The following is a 20,272-nucleotide window of genomic DNA, read 5'->3' on the forward strand; positions in this document are numbered from 1 at the left end:
ATCCCCTTTTCAATGAATAAGATACTAAAAATCAGAAAGAACATTAAAGCCAGACAGAATATAATTACAATGTGGGCATGTATGAAAAGGTATATCAGTTACAGGTTTTGTTTTACCTCCTGGCTTTATAACATACACCAGCAGGTCATTGATATCAACATCTGGATTAGCTAATAAGGCCTTATTAACTGCATACACTTCTGCGTGAGATCCTGCCCCCCGCGTTCTTTCATATGAATCATGAACTTCTTTTGGCATATTCTTAATTCTCGGTTCTAAAAGTGGATGTAACTCTTTAGGTATATCTCCGTCTAAGTCATTTATAGCTGTAAAATATCTTCCTGTTGTTCTATCGTATACACCTGCAACCGCTGGACCTAATTGTGTATTTGTTAGCCCAACATCCTTTAACATTTGTGCCTCTTCTATAACATGATTTTTCAAATTTATAATTTCTTCGGGTGTAAAGTTACCGTTTGTTAGGGGAGGCTCACCCACCCCCCTATTCCCAAGACGTTTTAAATTCTCAGCAAAATTCTTACCTAAATTATCCCATCCTTCTCTTTTTGCTATATCATCCAGCAACTTAATCCGATTCGCATCCGTTGCTGCATCCAGCGTCTTCGTCACGCCATGCTTGGCAAGAATAGATAGATTTACTGCGGTTAATAACAGGCCGAGATTATCAAGGTCGGATTGGTTTAGTCCAAAAATCTCAGGTTCGGTATTAGCATACCCTTTCCCCAGATCATCCAGTTTCTCCAAGCTAACATACATTTGTCCCGCGGACCATACTACGTCTCCAACCATAAGAGACCATAGAAGAACGGAATTTCCTGCGGATGGGGCGGAAGCGACAATAGCAATAATCCCCGTTGCCACAAAAAAAACTCCCATGAGCACGGATCCATATTGACCTGAAATGACGATTCGTTCAAAATTGAATCGCGAATAATATAACATTTCGGGCACGTTTTTGCTAAAGTATTTACTAAGCTCACCCTTTCCTTCCGCATCATTCGCAAAAAGTCCGGATTTTTGCATTTCCTCAAAAACCTGTGTGTACTGGTTATAAGCTTCTGTGCGTTCCTCATCGGTTTCGGCTTTCTGCACATGATAGGAAGCGCTCATGAGCTTATTGGTTTGATTATACCTTGTAACATAATTATTTTTGATTATAGTTAGTTCTTCTTCACTTTTTTCTTCTGATTTCGCCTCGCTATCCTGCTTTCCTCGACTTAGGTATTTCGCTTGCAATTCATTTTGGTCTTTTTTTCCGAGCCAAGCTTTTGCGTTCTGGATGGCATTTGGATCTTCATATGCTTTTGCCTTTATCACAGCCTGAATCTCTTTTGCACTTACGGTATCTGATTCACTCCAATTTTCATTATATATTCTTAAAAGCATATCTTTATCATTTTTTAACTCATCTAAATACAATTCCTTTAGTTCATCTTCTGTAAGCATATCCACAAACGGGATATCGACTTTGTTAAAATCGATCTTCTTGCTGCGTATGGATACGAAACTATTCGTGATGAGTATATATTGATCCATTAGTATTTGCATCGCAATCATATTCTTCGCCGTAAACTTTATGGATCTTGGGAGCATGGCTGACGATTTGCTCTTATTACTATCCCCCTCTTCTGATTCCTCCTTTTGACTGATCAATTTCAGTTCGTTACCCACGGTTACAAGTAAATCCTCGTTAGCCTCAACCTGAATATTTCCGCCTTCCAAGTTGATTTTCACCGTATCCTTCTTGAAGAGTACGCCATCTTCGCCCAGCTCCATCTTGGTGTTTCCCGGAATGTGAAACACTTTGGTCGTTGGTTTCTGGAACACTGTCCGCGATACCATCTCTTCACTGGATCCGCGTGCCGAGTTGACGGCAATCGCCTGCTTCTCAATGCCGCTGGGAAAATAGACTTTTACCTTTGCCCCCTCATCGGGTAAGCTATGAAAGATGTTGTTCCCTTCCGCAGAATACGGAAACCACCAACTACCTGCTTTATCATGCTGCTCATCGATATCCAGATGGACCTTTACCATGTTATTCGCCCGGCTGACGACTTTTCCTTCCAAAGCTTCGCCCTGAATCGCCTGATTCACCTTGGACTTTCGACGTATAGCTTTTCTTTGCACCAATACGTATTCATATTGAATACTTCCTTGGTCATATGTGATCATCGATCCATAGATCACCCAAATCTGCCGCTTAAAGCCGACGTTCTCTCCAACTTGGTAGTAGTACTTAGATTTCACCTGGTATTGAATACAATCGGCCTCTAGCAAACGGAGTGATTCATTACCGGCGGCTTGCGCTAGATAACTCAAATAACTTCCCATATCCTGCATCATGGTATAGCTATAAGCCTTCATATCCTTGCCCCACGAAAAATCAGGAACACCAAAATAAATTCTGGGCGCATCCATGACCAGATCCGGAAGAATAACCGTTCCAACTCGGGAGGCCAGCCGCTTCATGAACTGCCAATTCGTCTCTTGATACTGGACGATCAATTCACCAATGGTTGCGCCAGGCTCCGTAGCTTCATTTTGCGCATCCCCTTTGGGATGCCCTTGCACCAACTGCTTAATGACATGGGTATAAGTAGCACCCTTATTTTGAAAAGAACGGCTTTCGGGATGAATATCAAGCTCATAGGAACGAGATATTCCTTCCACGACAACAAAATAAATCCCGTCCTCAACGACCATCTCCAACTGATAGATTCCTCCGGCAAACCAATACTCTTTACCGGCTTCATTTAACTTTTGGATTAAAATCGCATCTTGTAAACTTCCTTGAAATAAACACGCATGTGCTTGCTCTTCCGTCATCCTAACGGTAAAATGACAACGTGCATGATCATTGAATTGATGTACGATCTTTAACCGCTGAATGCCTTGATGATCATAGGGCCATAGCAATTGGAAGCCGTCGCCTTGATACCAATCTCCCCCCATTTTTACTCACCATCCCTATTCCTGCTTTAAATTGTGCTCTACAAATTCAAAGGGCGGCATGTCCATCCCGTTCGTCAGAAAACCGATATCCCCCCCGTAAGCACAGGTCAAACAGGATTTACTCGTTAGCGCGGGCACCCCGTTAATAAACAACGTCTCACTCCCTTTTTGCCAGCGAGGTCCCCCAAAGTATTCCATAATAGCGTTTTTCGCAGCCTCCGCCCTTTCGCCTCCCATTAACGATTGAGCCAACGCACTACCTTTAAGAGGATTTGCGGAGCTGGAAATAAACTTAGGGACACATGGGTATATCTTCTTACTCTTATCGGGATTTGCAGCCGATGGCGGCTGATCCGGATCAAAATCAAAGGCGAATTCTCGGTGCATGTCTTTCGGTTTAAGAGTCGTTTCATATACTTTGGACGGGTGCTGATCAGCCCTGCAAAAGCCAAATGAGTGGATATTCCCATCGATCACAGTCCCCGGTTGCTCAAAACCGTCAACACCGAGATAACTTGCCACCTGAGCTATACTGGTGGATACTTTACAATCACTCACCGTCATAATCGGATTCTTATTCACAAACATACCATTGACTTTAGGCTGATTTAACACATCCTCATGAGTTCCCATCGTACAATACATAAAAGCTCCGCGCGTAATGTAAGTTTCTCTTTGCCGCCAATCGGTCTTCAATTCATCCACTGTAGATTTTTTCAACATCGTCCCGTATATCCCCGTATTCGCCACGCCACTTCCTTCACTCATGTTCTACACCCGCTTCCGTTAAAATTCGTTGTATCTTTAATCCATATAAACTAGTTCGAAGCAACGCTTCGGCTACATCCAGACGCACAACCAGGGAAGGCCGTATCAGGCTTTTAATTTTAAACATCGGCTGATCCTCTATCGGTTCCTCACGGATCACCAGTTTCTTCACAAATCCTTTTTCAATCGTGGCATGCGTTGATGAAATACAATCGATTTCAGGAATATCCAACATGTAATAGGTGTCCTGGGAGGAAATATTTGGATTTATGACATGAACGGTCTTGGATTTCATATTTGGTGCAAACCCGGTAAATATTTGTTGAATTTCAATGGAGACAAGAAATACGGGATGCTCGATAATGCAGCTATATCCTTGTTTTCTTCCGGGCTTCACGAATACCGTCTGAAAGTCCTCGGCATGCTCGAACCCCTGAACCAACTGTTCCGGAAAGGTGATACTGCTGCCTATCGCTTCAAGGCGTTGATCGTGCTCTAAACTAAAATACTCCATGGCCATGCTCCTCCTCTTCTACCCAACGAATGCTCTGGCGTTGAGATTCATTTAAGGAGACTAAGTTCATATCACGCTTAAACATACAGCTTCCCGACAGATCCGCCCCGGAGAAATCCGCCCCATTTAAAATCGCACCTCTAAAATCTCCAGCTATCTGTGCGTTACGAAAGCTGGCATGGGTGAGGTTGGCCTGCTGGAACAACATTCCCCGCACACCAAATACAACTGCATGCTGCTCATTCATAAGATCACGGCTCGCAAGAATATGATCAAACCTTGCATTTTCCAGACTACAATTTCGAAAATCCGCATCGATTAATACACTGTGCCGAAAATCGGCATGATCGCATGAACATCGCTCAAATTTCGTCCCTAGCAAATAGCTGTTCCGCATATTACTGGCGGTGAAATCAACATCCTCAAATCGCGCATAGTTTAAATTAATCCCTTGATAATTTCCTTGGGAGAGATCGACCTTTGCAATATGCTCATGAACATATTGATGCTCCAGCAAATTTTCCAGCCATCCTTTACAAGTGATTGATGACCTCATGATTTTGTTCAACCGATACACCGATTCAGAGATGTTAGGATCACGATACTCGCCTACACGGATATCAAACTGCTTTCCTTTCACCACATTTTGAAAAGAAACGAACTGCACCGCTTGATAGCTTTATATCGCAACGAAAAAAGCCTGTTCCTATTAAAACAAAGTAGAAACAAGCTTTTCGCTAACCACATATTTTCAATTTTGTGTTACCGATTAATTATCATAAACCATAAAGAAGTTCTTCCTTAGCTCCGTACACTTCCATCATCATTAACGCCCCAAGTTGAAACCCATTTATGAAAGTCGGCCTGCATCGACTCGGTCTGTCTGTGCAAATCGAGCAGCGTTTCAAGCTGGTTGAAATCATCGGTAGACAGTTTCCCTTTCCACATTCCTTTGGCTTCGGATATCTCTCTTCTAATTCTACGGAACTCGGGAGCTCTCGGGACGATCTTCTCTTCCGGGCGAATTTCGCCACAATATAATGCTTCCAGCATGCTTTTCATTTCCATCTTCCTTTCAGGGGGGATTTTGGTGTTACTTGAAGGAGAGAATTACGCAATAAGTAGTTGATTTATTATGTGGTGTAACGGCATTACGTATCATATTTTTATTGTATCACGGTACACCGTTACACTCAAGAGGATTTTCATGATATCATGAAGAAAGTATTAATACTTGAAACGAAAAAACGTTATGGGGGAAATTAATCAATGCCAATCCGGCTTCGTTTAAAAGAAATTCTAGAAGAACGGGGAATGAGTCAGCGAGAACTCGCCCGCAGAATGAATATCCGACCAAGCACGGTTAGTCATCTCTGCTCCGATAAAGTCAATGCCGCCTATTTTGACACCCTGGAACAGATTTGCAAAACACTCAACATCAGCTTGCATGAACTTCTTGTAATGGAAGACAACTAAACAAATATAGCTGTAGGCTAAAGTAATCAGGAAAGGTAACGGAAGCGTCAGCCCATTTTAAACCAACAAATTTCCGAAAAGGAACTCATATGTTATTAAGTTATGGTTAAGCCGAATCGTCCTTAGGCATAAAAAAAGGGCTTATTCCTATTAGTTTATTGGAATAAGCCTATCCCCTGCTGCATCAGAGTTAAGGCTGTATCTAATGATAGTCGTTCCATGGATTCGCCCTCCCTTCTGTGTCGGCGGGGGGCGTTTAACTCTTGCAGGACTCTAAACCTCCTCCATAATAGATATTGCCGCCCAGCTTCCTGCTCATTATAGTCATTCTGTACCATGACATTCAGAATAGCGTGGGGGATGGAATCAGTGTAGCCATACAAGCTACTACTAAGCCTTCCGGATGAGATGTTATACAGGACAACAAACGCCCAATGTATTAGCCCTAGCTTCTGAATGGCTCCTTTACAGGATTCATGGATGATTGATGATTCCTACTCAATCAAACTCAAACCTTTTAATAAAGGCTCATTCCTTCTTTGGGTTCAAGACGGAATAAGCCTTTATAAGTTCTATTCGAGCACCCTAGCTATAAATTTTTAAATGAAGTGAGATTGCTGTATTAGCCCACTAACCTCATGATATGAAGTATTTCACAAACTCCGTCTTTATAGAAAATCTCCTATAAGGCTTTAATGACTATTGGTTTTTGATTTTGTCTTTATACCCTTTTAATAATTTTCTATTTAATTCACTAATCTCCGAAAAATTCCATTCAAAAGTCGTCATAATTCTATGAATTTCGAATAATAATTCCTCTACTTTATTACCATCATTAAGATTTACAGTATTGAAGCTACTTAATAGTTGGTCTAATTCATCAGTTAAATCCCCAAAATCATCCATATTTTCATGTTGTTCATCTATGTCTTCCTTCGTTACTATATCGGTGTTTGAGTTAAGTTTCTCTAGTATATTCAATACTTCACGTAATCTTTTTTCCATCTAAATCACCTCAGTTTTTTTATTTCCACCCTTTAACATTACGTCCTAGAGCTTTCTGTGTTTTATCAAGATTTAAAGTTCCATCTAAATTTAGTACGTATTTACTTTACCAGTCTTATCTATGACTTCTAAGTGGTCTTTATGTAACGCATCAAGATAAACTCCATAACCTTTTTTCAGATATTTATTATCAGTTTTTTCTGTTACGCGGTAAATTGATTGCCCATCATATTCTATTTTTATATTTTGGAATATATTTTTAAATTACCACCATTATATTACCTTGCTAAGAAAGAAGGTGATAATTGTTTTGCAACAATTTACCACCCATTTTTGTTGATCAAGTTACTGCCTGTCTAAGTTCTATCGAAATTCTAAAATATATACAAGATCGTATCATCACTAATGAATGCATCTGGTATGACTTTTTGCAAATTCTCTATTCTTCCCTTCATATATTCTAAATCCGTCCCATTTAAATTTTGTATAGCCCAGTTCCTTAATAAATCCAGTTCTACTAAAACATCGTCTAATTTTGATCTATCAAATTCAGCTCCCTCCTGTATATATTTTATTCCTAAGTCATGTATGGCTTTCTCCCAATATTTCTCATAAAAACTTTTGAGATGAAATGTTCTCACTTAGAGTAAGTTCTGAATCGCGATCATTGATATCACCATTATATCTAAACAATCCAATTGACATTAATTTCTTCCCTCCATACGTTGCAGAAAAATTATACTCTGGAAAACATCTTCGTAAATCAGCATATTGTTGTTTCAGTTGAGGATAATAAGTCCACGGAATAATCGATATAGTAAGTCATCATTTTGCTGTGTCGTAAAGCCGTCTTCGTTCCTCAAGGGCTTCCTGCGGATTTGCGATGCTCTCAGCACTATATCCATAGAGGCATCTATTCGCAAAGTTGCATTGAATTGAAAAACTGTGAGAAAACAATAACAAAAAACAGGTCAATCATGGTGATACCTGACCATAATAGACCTGTTTTATAATATCGGTGCACAGTTATTTCGGCATATTACTGTTGACTCTTACTCAACCGGCCCCATAAAATGTGTGATTAAATAAATATGTTCAATAAGTTTGACCTTTTTCAGGTTTTCTACTTTTTCAGATCCGCCTAATCCTAGAAGAGGGACGTATCCAAAACATTCATCGTAGAGGGTTCACCAAATTTATCCACCGCCTCTAAATAAGGTGACCAACTTAAAGCCTTCTCCCTAAAGGGAACTTCCTCTAGGAATTTAAAAAATAAATCGACCCCTGAAGCCACGACTTTAGTTGCTCCTTTTCTATAGTTTATCTGGATTATATACTGGTCATTTTCACCATTATTTTCAAAAAAGAGAACGTCTCCCATAGCAGTCGTGAATAAAGGTGTACAGTTTTCATTGTTCCTCAGATAAGTTTCTGTCAGCAAACCGCGATACATCTCTGGATTAATTATTCTTAGATAACCATTTATAACACTGCCGAACCCATATTCATTCCAAATTCTAATGATTTGTGATGGAAGAATAGCAGTATACTTTTCAATTAGTTCCTTTGGAACTTCAGAGGTAAATCTAAAATCATGGAATATATGATTTGTCATAACTAAACCACTTCCTTCTATTGTGTTAAATTAACATTAAGATAGGTTGATTTCCGCTCTTCTTCCGTCATATTTTTAACTAAGTCTCTTATTTTCTCATCAACAATATCAATTCTATATTTCCACTGCGTCCAATTGATGAATTTATCGGAGAATCCCCTAAACCACCAACATTTAGTGGATTACCGCCTGCAATTTGGTCAGGATTATGCAATATTGCTTTATTCTTAATCCATGCAGAAGCTTTCTCTTTAGCTTCTTTTAATGTAAGTCCTTGTTTTTGTAACTCATTAATTTTTTGAGCTAACGCTTCTTCTCTAGCTGCTTGCTGTGCAGCATTTCCTTCTATTGCTCTCCCCTCTGCAATATATCGTTCACTGTTTTTTAAATAATCATAGACAGTTAGCTGGTTTATTTCAGTTTTTTGACCCTTCAATTAGCTATGGCTCGCGATTCTAACCATCCAATATCGCCTATACGAAGATGACAAAAAACAGGTCAATCACGGTAGTATCTGACCATAATTGACCTGTGAACTGTAACGGAAAAAGTTTTACTGATTTCATAAATTTACTATACTTCTTTAATAGTAACTTCATACATCTTTTCAATTTTTGTATCTACTGGTACTATTGCATAATAATTCTGGTCACTATTTAATATAAATTGAACTAACTTTGTTTTTAAATGATTCCAGTAGTTTTTCATATTGGAATAGTATTCTTCCACATCTTCCTTATAATCCAACTGCAAAATATATCCTTTTTCGGTCAACGCAAAAACAATTAAACTTCCCAAAAGATTTTTTTGCTCATTTTCTTTCATGTAATCCTGTAATAAAAACCATACTCTATCTAATCCGATAATTTTTTTGTATTTTTCATAAAAATCACTATCATCTAGAACGTCATAATCATTTATCAATTTATTTACAAATAAATGCCACTTTATTGGAATAATCTTTTCTAATAAAGGATTGTTTTCAATTCCTTCTTTTCCGTTATCTATTTCTTCAACGTCATTATCATAGTTATATTTACTTCTGGAGATTTGATTGAATTTCACTGAATTCTTGTAATGTGCTAATTCATAGGGATAATGATTATCTTCTGATAAGCTATTATCATCAAGTTCTAATATTTTTGCTAGTGCAGCTGTCTCAAAGCTCCAAAACCCTACATACCCATGTTCCTTATGCGCATTTTTCCATTCATAATCATAGTGTCCTTTAAACCATTCTTTCTCCATATACGATTGCATTCTTCTAGACGCTTCTCTCTTATCTTTTTGCGTAAGTTCTATGATTTCTCTTGTAGCTGAGTATGGATTTTCTTTAAAATAAACATCGGTAATTTGGGGCCAACCAATATCACAAGCATATAATAAATAATCAATCACAAAATCTTTAACATTTTCTTTCTCAACCAACTTGGATAATCTTACAATATTCTCTTTATCAGTTTCTAGTAAAATCCCTAGAGATATCATCCAAAGTAGATTTAAATATCCAACTTCCTTATTTCCTATATTCTCCAAGTCAGTGATCGCGTTGTGAAAATCTTCTTCTATAGTACTAATATTTTCTCCTATAGAGTATTTTGCCCTAATGTTCTTCATTTCATATAAAAAATTTGTTTGGTAGGTTTCTTCTATGATACTTTTATTATCATTAGGATATCTTTGGATGCCGTTTTTATTATCTTCCTCCAAATTTTTAATATCCTCTCTATTTTCTTCAATAAACTCTTTATTATATTCAATTCCTTTTCTACATTTTTCTTCTATACATAAGTGATCTCGCATTATATATAATTCCTCCTTATCTCTAAATTAAGGCCATGTTCCAATTATATTGCCATTTACATCTATCCTATATGTTGTTACACTCCCACTACTATCAATTTTTGATAGGACTCTTTCAACTTCGCCTTTACTTAAAGCTTTAATAATCTTATTTGCTAATTGTTCATCTCCATCAACAGCTTTCAATATTCTATTATTCCCAGATATAGTACCTTTCAACCAATCATTTGACATTTGTAATCCATCTTTGGTTTTTCCTAATTGTGAACTACCAAATTTAGATTCATCAATAACATATTTTATTTTCGAATTTGGATTTACATTTTCGTATAGTCCATCAATCCCTTTTATTATTTTATCATCTATGCTTGATGGTGCATCCCTGCCTATTGTTTTCAAGTCATATCCAGCATCTTTTATACTTTGATTATTTAATAAATTATCATTAGATTTTATTTCACCAAAATTACCTTTTTGTTTGGTCGTAGCTTTCTCCGCATTAAAGTCGTCTACATTTATTTTTTTACTGCCATCGCCCGTTCCCGAAGGAGCTTCCGGCCCCTTCCCTATTTTAATACCCATCTCATCAAGAAATCTAGGCATATCATCAATCTTTTTAAGTACCTGACCGTTGGCAGCGAGCAGTTCATATGTTCCGTCAGCAAGCTTCTTAATCTCAACCGCATTGCCTGCCGCATCCTTAAATGCTTTGGTATTATTGATTCCCTTCACCAGATCGTCAATATTGTCAGCTTGTTTTGCCATTTCCATTACTTCGTCAGAATACTTCAGGTTTTTGACTACTCCAACAAACGGAACTAGCGCGATGGAGTTCAGAAGCGTTTCCCCGGTATGCCCCCAGCTCCATTCCCAGTGTGTGAAGTTATGGAAAAGGTCTCTCCCGTCTGCCAAAACATCCAATCCGAAAATACCTAAAAGCACGTTGGCTCCAATGCCCAACCCTGTAGGACCTTCGTCTGAATAGTTTCCTTCTATGACGAACTTCAAGCTTTTCTTGGTATAATCCAGGTTTTTCTCCATCGTGCTCATTCCATAGTTCTTCTGCCGCCATTCCGTGTACTTGATGTTTCTCTCTCGAACTTCATCAAGAGTTGGTGTACCTTCTACATGTAACACGTACTTCAAAAAGTAATTGAACAACAAATCCCTATCATCTGCCGTAATTCGGGTTCCGTCCGACTTGAACACAGGTTGCGTACGCAGCCGTGTTTCCTCGTATTCGGCTAGCAGGGCTGCTACGGCGTCCTGGGACATAACCTGGATATCCTTTGGATTTTCGGGACTCTCCAGCGTGATCTTATCGGACACTACATCAATGCTTTGGTCCGCTTCGCTCATCATCAGGGTGCTGCCCTCACACAGGAGCGCCACTGTTTTGCCGGCCGATAAGTTCACATTCACCCCTTCGCTCGGAATTGTCTCCTCTGCCCCGACGAAATCCGGGTTGATTCGGATGTTCTTGGCCGTCAGATCCAAACTCCCTTTGCCTGTGACCAAAATGCCGCTACCCTCCAATAGCGTAATTTGCGCTGCCCCGCCGGTCGCATGCAGCTTTACCTGATGATCGTCCAGCAATAGTGATTTGTTTCCCGGTGAAAACCATTGCTTGCTTCGAGTAATGGTTTCCTCCGTCATCGCCTTTGCGGGATTTCGGGTTTTGGCGGATGCGGATGTCATATTCGCCATACCCGCATTTGCTTGAGCCTTTTTGCCTGGCTTGGACGGTTCTGGATTCACTGTGGATGCCTGGATACGGCTGGAAATCGCGTCGTAATCATTACCGTCCGAACTGATTACATAATTTGCTTCCTCATAATTCATCGGGAAATGCAGATAGAGTACTTCCCCTCTCTCGGGCATGGTTCCATACCCTTTTCCCTCTCCCCCTGTAAAATACGTAGGTTGGGGAAACCACATTGCCGTCCCAACATCCTGTTCCTTGTCGATATGCAGATGCAGTTTAGTGAAGTGGCTTTTGACGTCGATTACCGTTCCAGCTATCGAATTCCCTTTCAATCTCTCAATGACCAGCTTCTCCTGCTGACTTCCTCGAAGTGTCTTCAAGGTATAGTGATGCCGGAGAATGCCGTCGCGTTTGTCCAAGTAACTATACTTTCCGACCACATACAGCGTACGGTCTCGAAAGCGTACCCGATCGCCAAGCTCGTAGCTGGCAAACAGATTCCTCAACTCATATTGCAGACTGTCCTGTCCATCGATTTGGGCAATCGAGCGATTCCTCATCACTCTCTGTATCCATGCTAAATCGCGGCTCACCCGATAGGAGGCTTTAGGAATTTCAATCTCTTCTCGTCCTTCAGGCAACCCGATGTAAAATTTAGCCCCCTCCAGCCTAACGTCTGCAATTAACCCTTTGTTTGCACGGGATACTACCCGTTTGATAAACTCCCAATCCGTCTCATCGTATTGGAGAATGAATCGCTTGATTGGCTCTTTCCTCAGTGTATCCGAACAAATAAAATCCGAATGTGCGTAACCCTGTAAAACCTGCTCAAAAAGCTCTTTATAAGTCACATTCTCGTTTTGAAAAGAACGCCGTAGCCGCTCAATATCCAAGTTGTATGTATGCGAAGTTCCTTCTATTTTTGCAGTATAGACGCCATTAATCTGTTCAACTTCACTATTTTTAATGATTCCATTAAATAAAACGCGGCGCTCGTTATGCCGATCTCTTAAAACAAACTTTCGATTGCATAAATTGGCGGTCAAGAAGCCTTGAACCTTGTCCTCGTCCATAACAACCATCAAGTTCACCATTGCATGGTCATTCATTTTCTGATCGATCGTCAATTGTTCGATATATGCAGCGCCGTCGATGCCTTCCAATATAATGTTGTCGTATCCCCACGTTTCTGCCATGAATCCTCCCCCCTTTACCTGCTTCTCTCTTCCGACATCCCTTGGCGAACCTTATCAAGAAAGGAAGTCGTCAGTTCGGAAGCATATTCTTCGTCAGCGCCATGCTGCAACCGCCCGCTAATCATGTCGTTTAATCGAATAAACTTCTTTTCTTCCTCCGTGGCCTGTTCGTAAGCGACCAGATCTCCTAAATAAGGGCCGTCCAGTATTGGTGTAACGTAGTCAACAAAATCACTATACCTCGTCTGTGTTTTTCCGCTAGGTGTCCCGCTTAATCCATAGTAACCGTCGATAATCTCTACTAATGACTTATCCTCGATATCTTCATAGTGCACTTGATTCAAATTGGCCGCATCAAGATAGGCGTTAAGCATGCTCTCATTTTTCGTTATTTCCGGACTGATCGCTTCCAATGGATCGGTATGATCCTTGTCAAACCCTTTCATCAGCCCCATAAAATAAGTCAAGTCCACATCCTTGCCGGTAGCTGTATCTTGAATCGTAATATTTCTTTCAAAGAAGTTAAACAACGCCGGATTATCCTTCCTTAAATATTCAGAGAAGCCCGTCGTATGTTCATCGCTTGTTCTTTCCCAGAAGGCTTGGTCATAATCGTCCCAGAGCAAAATACTCTCCAGCAGCTTATCTTTATATTTTGATTTTATGCCGTGTTCCTTCATATAGGCTTCTACCGCTTGCTCCAGATCTTTTAGCTTTTGCATAACCAGCTGGTTATTGGACTCTGCAGATTGCCCCGAGGCTATAACAGAAATGATGCCAAATCCCTTTTGGCAAACGGTCCAGCATCCCTCTATCAAGGCCTGGTAATGCCCTGCGAAGACATCCGGTTTAGGATTTTGCCAGGGAATAACTACTTGAGATATACAACTGCTGTCACCGAGAAACTTTCTGGCCTCTTGTACTGTGTCAATATCAAACTGCTCCATCGTTGGTACATCATAACTAACCAGATAGGGGCTGCTGCATGAACCAAAGCACCCGATGCAGGTGGAGTCAATGTCTGTAATATTGGATAACTTCTTTTCATCCGCATAAATATGTCTATGATCAGGGGTTTTTAGTTCAATGGGGGTGCTTCCGTACTCACAGGAGATCATCGCGCTTTCAACGACATACTCTTTGGCCAAAATCATCACCTCCTATCGGTACTTAACTGGTATCATTTTGAAGGCATGAATCCCTTCTCTGAACAATCTTTCCAGGACTTCAGTATCCACAATCAAATATTCCCCGCGCAAAGAATCAATTTTAAAGATTTTATTGAAACCGATCTTCGCCTTGTTAAGAACAATCTCTTTCAGTGTGCCATCCGGATAAAACTCCGTACTTTCATCCAAGCAATCCAGTATTCTGGGCTGTAATAGCCAGTACACTTCGATTCTTTGCTGCTCTATACTTCCTATAGCACAAGGTTTGAACAGCATTTTACTCTGATACATTTCAAAGATGCTCTTTACTGCATCTGAAACCATCAGTATCGGCTTCTCTATCAAAGGAAGAAAATCGAGAGTCGACTTTGCGTCTTTGGCCACAGCCCGAAAAAAAGCCGGTTTATCGGACTTCCAGATCCCGACGGGGTCGGGAACTTGAGGTATGATTGCGTTATTTGACCGATCATCTGGCTTGATTTGAAAATAATCCACAAACATACCTCCATAGCTCGTCGTTTCTGGCGTTTTTGATAAACAGAATATCCGTGGTGCCTCTAAACTCCCCTATCCTGAACTGGACTTCCTCTCCATAAGGCAAACTTTGATATTCTTCCGTATCCACCAGCGTTTCTATTGCTTCCTTGGCCAGAAATTTGACGATTTCTTCATACTTTTTTAGTTCAATGAGGAAAATTCTCTCAACCTCAATCGGATTGACTCTTAAAATATACTTTTTAGCCTCTCTCTGGATCTCCTCATAGAACGCATGGAGCGGCTCAAAAAGCCACGTGGGATTATAGTTAGCTTCGCTGATTACGTTGCCCAAATAATAATCCCCATCAAAGGCCTCTAACCGGTATGGTGCCTTCTTCAACAGTACATGGCTAAATAATAAGGAATATTGGATATAGGAAACTTTGATGGCCGGGTTTAGACGTTGTTTTTGCTTTATGTCCAAGCATAAATCCTGGAATGCCGCAACATACTCGTCGATAACTTGCTGTTTATTTTGGATTAAATGTTCCATCGCTCGTTTGTAATGTTCATCCGCCTTCTTTAATACCGTTTGCTGGAGAAAAGTATCAAAGTCCTGTGCCTTGTTCATCCCATCCACCTTCTCATTGCTTGCTTTTATAGTGCTCGCTAATCTGTGCCTGGATATTTTTTATATACAATTTATCGGTTATCTTTCTTTGAGTCAGCTTTGCGTTGTGAACGGTCAATCCGTTGACAAGTCCTCCGGAAAGGCCGGAGGCCGCTATTTTCAGTAGAATATTTTGTATCTCATCTGCACGTTTGGCGCCTGTGACAAGCATTGTTAACACCTTCTCACTTATTTAATTTGATATCCGTGCCTTTGATTTTTACTTCCTCAGGAGTCAGCTCCAGTAAACTCTCACCACATTCGAAGGCAATACTTTCCTTGGCTTTCATATATATCATTTCTTCTGCAGAAAAGTTAATGTCGGCTTTGGATTCGAATGTGATATCTGATTCTGTAAAGATTGAAATGTCCCCGGAGTCGGCCAATCTAATATAGGTGCTATCGTTACAAACAATAGAGACGCTGGAGCTGTTGTCATCCAAAATAATCATTTTTCCGCTTGGTGTAACGATCATTTTTACCTTTTCATTCTGGGATAAATTTTCAAAGTCAAAATTTTGTTTCTTCTGCGCCGTAGGTGTTTGGGCGTTTGGTATTGAAAGCCCTGCTTGACTACTTCCACCTCCAGAACTGCCAGCGGCCGCAGTGCTGTTTCCGTCATTCGATCGTTTGAAGCTGCCGGATGACGCATGTTTAATAGAATTTATGACTATCGCATCGGATTCATCTTTGGTGGGAAAATGAACATTAACACGGTCACCTACCTCGGGCATGCAGTACCATGTGGAGTAAAATGTTGAATATTTCAGCCAATAAGCCTTCTCCGCTGACTGCTCCGGATCAATATCCAGACGTACCTTCAATAAATTTCTGGACACTTTTATGACGGTTCCCTGAATCGTTAACCCGGCTATCGTTTCGTTAAAAATAGGAGGCGTAAAGAACCCGTTTGACGCGGACAAGGTGTAGGTATGCGAAAGGATATGGTGTTTAACCATAGCTTGGGCAGATACGATATAAAAGGTTCTTCCTTTATAGAGAACTGAATCCCCGATCTCTAGGGATTTCGTGTCGTTCCCTTTTGTCGTAACCTCGTAAAACATATAATCTGATTCGGTTGAATGAATTCGGTAATTATGAACATTATTTCTGAAAGTATCCACATTTTTGACAACTTTATAATTTAAGTTTTCCAATTTCGTAGCTGTTGACTCGGGCCTCACGCCAACGGTAAATTTGGGCGAGTCCGACGTATGGTTTGCAATAATGGGCGCATAGAATCTTGAGGCCATTCGTTTAATAAACTGCCAATCCGTCTCTTGATATTGCATGACAATGCTATTTAAGGTTTCCTTTTCGGTTGCATAATCCAAACAATCCGAACGAGGATATTCCTTTATTACCGTTTTGATTAAATGATAATAGGTCATATTTACATCTTGAAAGGAACGCTTTTTATGCTGGATGTCCAGTAAATAAGTGTAGGAGAGGGCTTCTATCTCCAAGTAGTAAATTGCATTTTGCTCAATACCTTCCGCTTCGGATTCGATTTTGACGATAACGCCATTAAACAGTAGGATCTTATCTTCCCCAACTTGGTATTCTATGACAAGATTCGTTTCAGCATTGGTAGTTAGAACAAACTGATCAAAGTTATCCTGTTTAACTCTTCCCTTTAATCTGGCTAAGGTATGTTCATTTAACTTTTTGTCAATCGTTAGTTGGACATTTTCGATGGCCAGTTCCTCGTCCTCGTATTTGACAATAAGTTTGGTAACTAGCTGCTTTTCAGATGCCTCTCCCAGTGCTGGTGTCGCATTTCTCATCAACAAGTACCTCCTCACTTAATTAGATGCTATAGAAACTCACTGGAACTCTCTTCCCCTAATCCACAATCACCCTTCCCCCGCCGCCCGGGCTTATGCCCATCCGGTGGCCGCCGCCGCGGGCGCTGTCCAGGATGCGGGCCAGGTATTTGTGGATGTCCGCGTTGCCGTAGTCCTTGTACGCGATGCCAAGGCGGCCTGCGATGTAGTGCAGGATCACGCCGCGGTGGAGGGTGCCTTCGTTTAGACACATCATGGCAAACGCGAGATCCTGCGGGTCGGCGCTTCCCCGGCGCAGCAGTTCGTCGCCGAACATGCGCATCACAACCGGAGAGACCGTGCTTTGCCCGTAGGCCGCTATAGGAACATGCAGCAGATTGACGGTGTTATATTCCGTGGTGAGGTCCCGGAAGTTCTGGTAATCCTGGCGCAGCCGGGCGCCTTCCTTGAGCTTGAACCGGCACAACTCCAGCTCTGCCGGCCCCGCTTCCACCCGCTCGTCCAGCACAATTTCGCTCCGGTACACACTCCAGTCGCTGTCTTCCTTCCCCTCCAGAAAGCGAACCTTGACGGCGGTCTCCCGCCCGGTGGTCTGGTACGCAAGCTCGGCCGGTTCGCTCAGCGAGTATAATCGCCCCCTATGCTTTACGATACCAGGGTGAATCGTCAGCGTGTCCGGGCCAACCTTGACCTCCGCCCCCGTCACGACGCCGTCCGCATAATCCTGGTAGTAGATATCCGCGAATTCGCGCGGGAAGTCCCGCAGATTCTCCAGCATCGCCGTCTTCAAAATGCGTCCCTTCTCAAACTTCGGCGCGATATGGGTAAACAAAGGCATCCTCCTCCTTTCGGTTTCTATCGGTTACGAGCTTGTCTTACTTCTTCAAAAGCTTCCAACAATGCGGCGGCATTCGCGTGAGTGTGCGCCGCTGGATTTCCCTGCCCGGTTAGCCCCTGACCGTATTCAAGCACCTTCTTGTTGACGACATAGGTCCTGGCGATCTTGTCGTGCAGTGCTTGCTTCTTTTCCGTAAATCCGGCCATCATGTAACCGACCGTCACCGTCAAAATCGACAAGAACTGCGCCCAAAATCTCCCGCTGGCCCGCCAGAACGAAACTCTCTCGTTTTGCCCGTCTACCACCGCAATGCCCAAAGCCATCTTCCCAAGCGTCCCCTGCAGTTTGGAAGACTCCATAATCGCGTAGTACAGCCATTTAATAACGGAAAACCACAGAAAAGAGAGTCCCAAGCTAAGGAGCACATTAACCGGATTTATATCAGACGGAGAAATCTCGCTGTCGGAAGCCGGCCACCAGCCAAAAATACTTCGGATGGCCATGCCCAACAGTCCAACCCCCAAAACGAGAAAATACGAAACGATAAAGTCCAAAAGATAAGCAGCAAACCTCTTCCAAAATCCCGCGTACATCCGTTTATTCCCCTCATCCATCACAGTCTGATCCTTACGCGCCGCCGAATGCTCCGGGGCTTTCGCCCCCTGGAAACTGAGGATTTTGAGCATTATAGTTCTCCGCCATCTCCAGCATCCTCTTATCGACCACATAGGTCCGGGCAATCTTGTCGTGCAGCGCCTGTTTCTTTTTCGTAAATCCGGCCATGATATAACCGATATAAATCGTCAAAAGCGAGACCATTCTGCTCCAGAACCTGCCGCTCGCCCGCCAAAACGAAACCCGTTCATACCGCTCGTTCACCACAATGATGCCCAGCGCCATTTTGCCCAGAGTGCCTTGCAATTTGGAAGATTCCATAATCGCATAGTAGAGCCATACCGCTAACGGGGCGATCAGTAATCCGATGATATAACCGGATGCATTATAAATTTGGTATACTCCCGGCCAGTTCTCCAACACATAGTAGCCGAGCACGCCGAAAACCATAGATAGCAGCAAAGAAATAAGGATCATTACCCAGGCAATAAAATACACAATGATCGAATCCAGCAGATTCGCAAAAAATCTTTTCCAAAAACCCGCGTACATCCGTCCCTCTCCTTCGAAACAATCATCCCCCTGCCGCGACCTCAATCGGGCCAATTAAAACCTGTCGAACGGTCCGCCCGGATTGCTTGGTGCAAGCGGCGGGCGCCTTCCGCCTCTTCCGCCAATTCCCGTACCCGGAGCAGGTTCTTGTTAACGACGTAGGTGGAAGCTACTTTATCGTGCAGCGTCTGCTTCTTGTTCGTAAAAATCGCCATCAAATATCCGATTCCAAAAGTAAATGCCGACAAAATTCTCCCAAAAAACCGGGCATTGGCTTCGCCATAGGATATTCTCCGGTGGTTTTGATCAACCACGACGATACCGGCCAGCATTTTCCCCAGAGTCGCCTGATGCTTCGATGATTCCAAGAGCGTATAGTAAAGCCATTGGCAGACGAACATAAGCAAAATAGAAGCGCCCGACCCCTCCGTATCCGCATAACCTGAAACAAGCATTTGCAATGACATCCAAACAAAACTAAGAATCAGCGCGGCTATAGCGACAATGATCCGGTCGACGACCAAGGCGCCGTATCTTCTCCATAACACGTCATACATGGGCTTACCCGCCCCACTTCTTCAAATCTTCCCGCCACACGTCCAACGCCTTTATCGCGTCCACACAAGCGGCCTCGCCAATCTTCCCGCTAACGAGCGCGACGAATTCCGCCGCCCCGCGGATTCCCGCCGGAATGCGAATCGCGCCGGCCGCGCCTTGCAATACCAATTGCCCGCTGTTGAAACGGCTATAGCCCACGCTTCGGAGTTCCTCGTAACGGAGCGTCCGGCTGCCGCCCAGCGAGCGCACCTTCACGGAATTTTCGCCCGCTTCGGCCCGGAAGACCAGATGGTTAAGGACATGAAACAGCAGCAAAACCGCACCGAAACCGATCAGCCAAGCAATCGGCATTAACTCCTTCATTTCCGGGCTTTCATCCAGCAGAAACAGCGCAAAACCCGCCGATGTCACCAACAAACCGATAACGCACCACACGAACACAAACTTCGATTTTTTCAAAATGATGCCGCCGGAGGTATCTCTCACCGCCGGACGAAACGTTTCCCCCAGTACATTACGAACCACTAAACGAGTAAAAAATCTCCTCATGT

20 protein-coding genes and 1 pseudogene are annotated in these 20,272 nt (G+C 42.2%); 1 reads left to right on the plus strand and 20 read right to left on the minus strand.

Features of this window, described 5'->3' with window-relative positions; genetic code table 11:
* Positions 1 to 24: 24 nt before the first annotated feature.
* The 5 genes from EHV15_RS01990 to EHV15_RS02010 form a co-directional block, all read right to left on the minus strand.
* Positions 25 to 2,973, minus strand: a complete 2,949-nt coding sequence (locus EHV15_RS01990) for a YwqJ-related putative deaminase (RefSeq protein ID WP_128629805.1) — start codon at positions 2,971 to 2,973, stop codon at positions 25 to 27.
* Between the two features lie 15 nt (positions 2,974 to 2,988).
* A complete protein-coding gene (locus tag EHV15_RS01995; protein ID WP_128629806.1) occupies positions 2,989 to 3,741 on the minus strand; it encodes a PAAR-like protein in 753 nt (250 codons plus the stop codon).
* A complete protein-coding gene (locus tag EHV15_RS02000) occupies positions 3,734 to 4,255 on the minus strand; it encodes a hypothetical protein (protein ID WP_128629807.1) in 522 nt (173 codons plus the stop codon). Before EHV15_RS02000 ends, EHV15_RS01995 begins: the two co-directional genes overlap by 8 nt.
* Positions 4,242 to 4,772: a pentapeptide repeat-containing protein gene (locus EHV15_RS02005; protein ID WP_178075722.1), complete on the minus strand. Its 531-nt coding sequence runs from the start codon at positions 4,770 to 4,772 to the stop codon at positions 4,242 to 4,244. The genes EHV15_RS02000 and EHV15_RS02005 overlap by 14 nt, the downstream gene beginning before the upstream one ends.
* A 284-nt stretch (positions 4,773 to 5,056) precedes the next feature.
* Positions 5,057 to 5,317 (minus strand): DUF6809 family protein, encoded by a 261-nt coding sequence (locus EHV15_RS02010; RefSeq protein WP_246061254.1) that lies wholly within the window; start codon positions 5,315 to 5,317, stop codon positions 5,057 to 5,059.
* Between the two features lie 207 nt (positions 5,318 to 5,524).
* On the opposite strand from EHV15_RS02010, the gene EHV15_RS02015 reads away from it, so the two are divergent.
* The gene (locus EHV15_RS02015; RefSeq protein WP_036619900.1) at positions 5,525 to 5,731 is read left to right on the plus strand and encodes a helix-turn-helix domain-containing protein; all 207 of its coding nucleotides are present in this window, start codon (positions 5,525 to 5,527) and stop codon (positions 5,729 to 5,731) included.
* A gap of 699 nt (positions 5,732 to 6,430) precedes the next feature.
* Here EHV15_RS02015 and EHV15_RS02025 read toward each other — a convergent pair.
* The 15 genes and pseudogenes from EHV15_RS02025 to EHV15_RS02105 form a co-directional block, all read right to left on the minus strand.
* Entirely contained in the window at positions 6,431 to 6,736 is a 306-nt protein-coding gene (locus tag EHV15_RS02025; protein WP_128629809.1) for a hypothetical protein, read from the minus strand.
* Between the two features lie 1,052 nt (positions 6,737 to 7,788).
* Positions 7,789 to 8,351, minus strand: a pseudogene (locus tag EHV15_RS02040) (T6SS immunity protein Tdi1 domain-containing protein).
* Positions 8,352 to 8,439: 88 nt separating this feature from the next.
* Positions 8,440 to 8,787, minus strand: coding sequence for a polymorphic toxin type 15 domain-containing protein (locus EHV15_RS02045; protein ID WP_246061256.1), 348 nt, complete (start codon positions 8,785 to 8,787; stop codon positions 8,440 to 8,442).
* A gap of 137 nt (positions 8,788 to 8,924) precedes the next feature.
* Positions 8,925 to 10,154: a PoNi-like cognate immunity protein gene (locus EHV15_RS02050; RefSeq protein ID WP_128629810.1), complete on the minus strand. Its 1,230-nt coding sequence runs from the start codon at positions 10,152 to 10,154 to the stop codon at positions 8,925 to 8,927.
* A 27-nt stretch (positions 10,155 to 10,181) separates the two neighbouring features.
* On the minus strand, positions 10,182 to 13,055 hold the full coding sequence (locus EHV15_RS02055) for a hypothetical protein (protein ID WP_128629811.1): 2,874 nt from the start codon (positions 13,053 to 13,055) through the stop codon (positions 10,182 to 10,184).
* Positions 13,056 to 13,069: 14 nt separating this feature from the next.
* Positions 13,070 to 14,203 (minus strand): PAAR-like protein, encoded by a 1,134-nt coding sequence (locus EHV15_RS02060; protein ID WP_178075724.1) that lies wholly within the window; start codon positions 14,201 to 14,203, stop codon positions 13,070 to 13,072.
* Between the two features lie 12 nt (positions 14,204 to 14,215).
* Positions 14,216 to 14,719, minus strand: a complete 504-nt coding sequence (locus EHV15_RS02065; RefSeq protein ID WP_128629813.1) for an imm11 family protein — start codon at positions 14,717 to 14,719, stop codon at positions 14,216 to 14,218.
* Complete coding sequence (locus EHV15_RS02070) at positions 14,691 to 15,332, minus strand: hypothetical protein (protein ID WP_128629814.1); 642 nt, start codon at positions 15,330 to 15,332, stop codon at positions 14,691 to 14,693. Before EHV15_RS02070 ends, EHV15_RS02065 begins: the two co-directional genes overlap by 29 nt.
* Before the next feature lie 13 nt (positions 15,333 to 15,345).
* Positions 15,346 to 15,543 carry a hypothetical protein gene (locus EHV15_RS02075; RefSeq protein ID WP_128629815.1) on the minus strand — a complete coding sequence of 66 codons (198 nt, stop codon included), beginning with the start codon at positions 15,541 to 15,543 and terminating at the stop codon, positions 15,346 to 15,348.
* Positions 15,544 to 15,556: 13 nt separating this feature from the next.
* Positions 15,557 to 17,158, minus strand: a complete 1,602-nt coding sequence (locus tag EHV15_RS02080) for a type VI secretion system Vgr family protein (RefSeq protein WP_128629816.1) — start codon at positions 17,156 to 17,158, stop codon at positions 15,557 to 15,559.
* A 58-nt stretch (positions 17,159 to 17,216) separates the two neighbouring features.
* On the minus strand, positions 17,217 to 17,990 hold the full coding sequence (locus EHV15_RS02085) for a DNA and RNA helicase (RefSeq protein WP_128629817.1): 774 nt from the start codon (positions 17,988 to 17,990) through the stop codon (positions 17,217 to 17,219).
* 23 nt (positions 17,991 to 18,013) lie between these two features.
* Complete coding sequence (locus EHV15_RS02090) at positions 18,014 to 18,610, minus strand: RDD family protein (protein WP_246061258.1); 597 nt, start codon at positions 18,608 to 18,610, stop codon at positions 18,014 to 18,016.
* Between the two features lie 13 nt (positions 18,611 to 18,623).
* On the minus strand, positions 18,624 to 19,163 hold the full coding sequence (locus EHV15_RS02095) for an RDD family protein (RefSeq protein ID WP_128629818.1): 540 nt from the start codon (positions 19,161 to 19,163) through the stop codon (positions 18,624 to 18,626).
* Between the two features lie 41 nt (positions 19,164 to 19,204).
* Positions 19,205 to 19,720 carry an RDD family protein gene (locus EHV15_RS02100; RefSeq protein WP_128629819.1) on the minus strand — a complete coding sequence of 172 codons (516 nt, stop codon included), beginning with the start codon at positions 19,718 to 19,720 and terminating at the stop codon, positions 19,205 to 19,207.
* A 4-nt stretch (positions 19,721 to 19,724) separates the two neighbouring features.
* Positions 19,725 to 20,270 carry a hypothetical protein gene (locus EHV15_RS02105; protein ID WP_128629820.1) on the minus strand — a complete coding sequence of 182 codons (546 nt, stop codon included), beginning with the start codon at positions 20,268 to 20,270 and terminating at the stop codon, positions 19,725 to 19,727.
* Between the last annotated feature and the right edge of the window lie 2 nt (positions 20,271 to 20,272).

The organism is Paenibacillus oralis (genome assembly GCF_003863965.1).
GTDB lineage: Bacteria > Bacillota > Bacilli > Paenibacillales > Paenibacillaceae > Fontibacillus > Fontibacillus oralis.

Bases quoted from the DNA above. Each gene is read 5' to 3' on its own strand.
- EHV15_RS02080 (WP_128629816.1), bottom strand. From the start codon at position 17,158: ATGAGAAATGCGACACCAGCACTGGGAGAGGCATCTGAAAAGCAGCTA.
- EHV15_RS02025 (WP_128629809.1), bottom strand. From the start codon at position 6,736: ATGGAAAAAAGATTACGTGAAGTATTGAATATACTAGAGAAACTTAAC.
- EHV15_RS02015 (WP_036619900.1), top strand. From the start codon at position 5,525: ATGCCAATCCGGCTTCGTTTAAAAGAAATTCTAGAAGAACGGGGAATG.
- EHV15_RS02070 (WP_128629814.1), bottom strand. From the start codon at position 15,332: ATGAACAAGGCACAGGACTTTGATACTTTTCTCCAGCAAACGGTATTA.
- EHV15_RS02050 (WP_128629810.1), bottom strand. From the start codon at position 10,154: ATGCGAGATCACTTATGTATAGAAGAAAAATGTAGAAAAGGAATTGAA.
- EHV15_RS02075 (WP_128629815.1), bottom strand. From the start codon at position 15,543: ATGCTTGTCACAGGCGCCAAACGTGCAGATGAGATACAAAATATTCTA.
- EHV15_RS02000 (WP_128629807.1), bottom strand. From the start codon at position 4,255: ATGGAGTATTTTAGTTTAGAGCACGATCAACGCCTTGAAGCGATAGGC.
- EHV15_RS02095 (WP_128629818.1), bottom strand. From the start codon at position 19,163: ATGTACGCGGGTTTTTGGAAAAGATTTTTTGCGAATCTGCTGGATTCG.
- EHV15_RS01990 (WP_128629805.1), bottom strand. From the start codon at position 2,973: ATGGGGGGAGATTGGTATCAAGGCGACGGCTTCCAATTGCTATGGCCC.
- EHV15_RS02105 (WP_128629820.1), bottom strand. From the start codon at position 20,270: ATGAGGAGATTTTTTACTCGTTTAGTGGTTCGTAATGTACTGGGGGAA.
- EHV15_RS02100 (WP_128629819.1), bottom strand. From the start codon at position 19,720: ATGTATGACGTGTTATGGAGAAGATACGGCGCCTTGGTCGTCGACCGG.
- EHV15_RS02055 (WP_128629811.1), bottom strand. From the start codon at position 13,055: ATGGCAGAAACGTGGGGATACGACAACATTATATTGGAAGGCATCGAC.
- EHV15_RS01995 (WP_128629806.1), bottom strand. From the start codon at position 3,741: ATGAGTGAAGGAAGTGGCGTGGCGAATACGGGGATATACGGGACGATG.
- EHV15_RS02010 (WP_246061254.1), bottom strand. From the start codon at position 5,317: ATGAAAAGCATGCTGGAAGCATTATATTGTGGCGAAATTCGCCCGGAA.
- EHV15_RS02090 (WP_246061258.1), bottom strand. From the start codon at position 18,610: ATGGATGAGGGGAATAAACGGATGTACGCGGGATTTTGGAAGAGGTTT.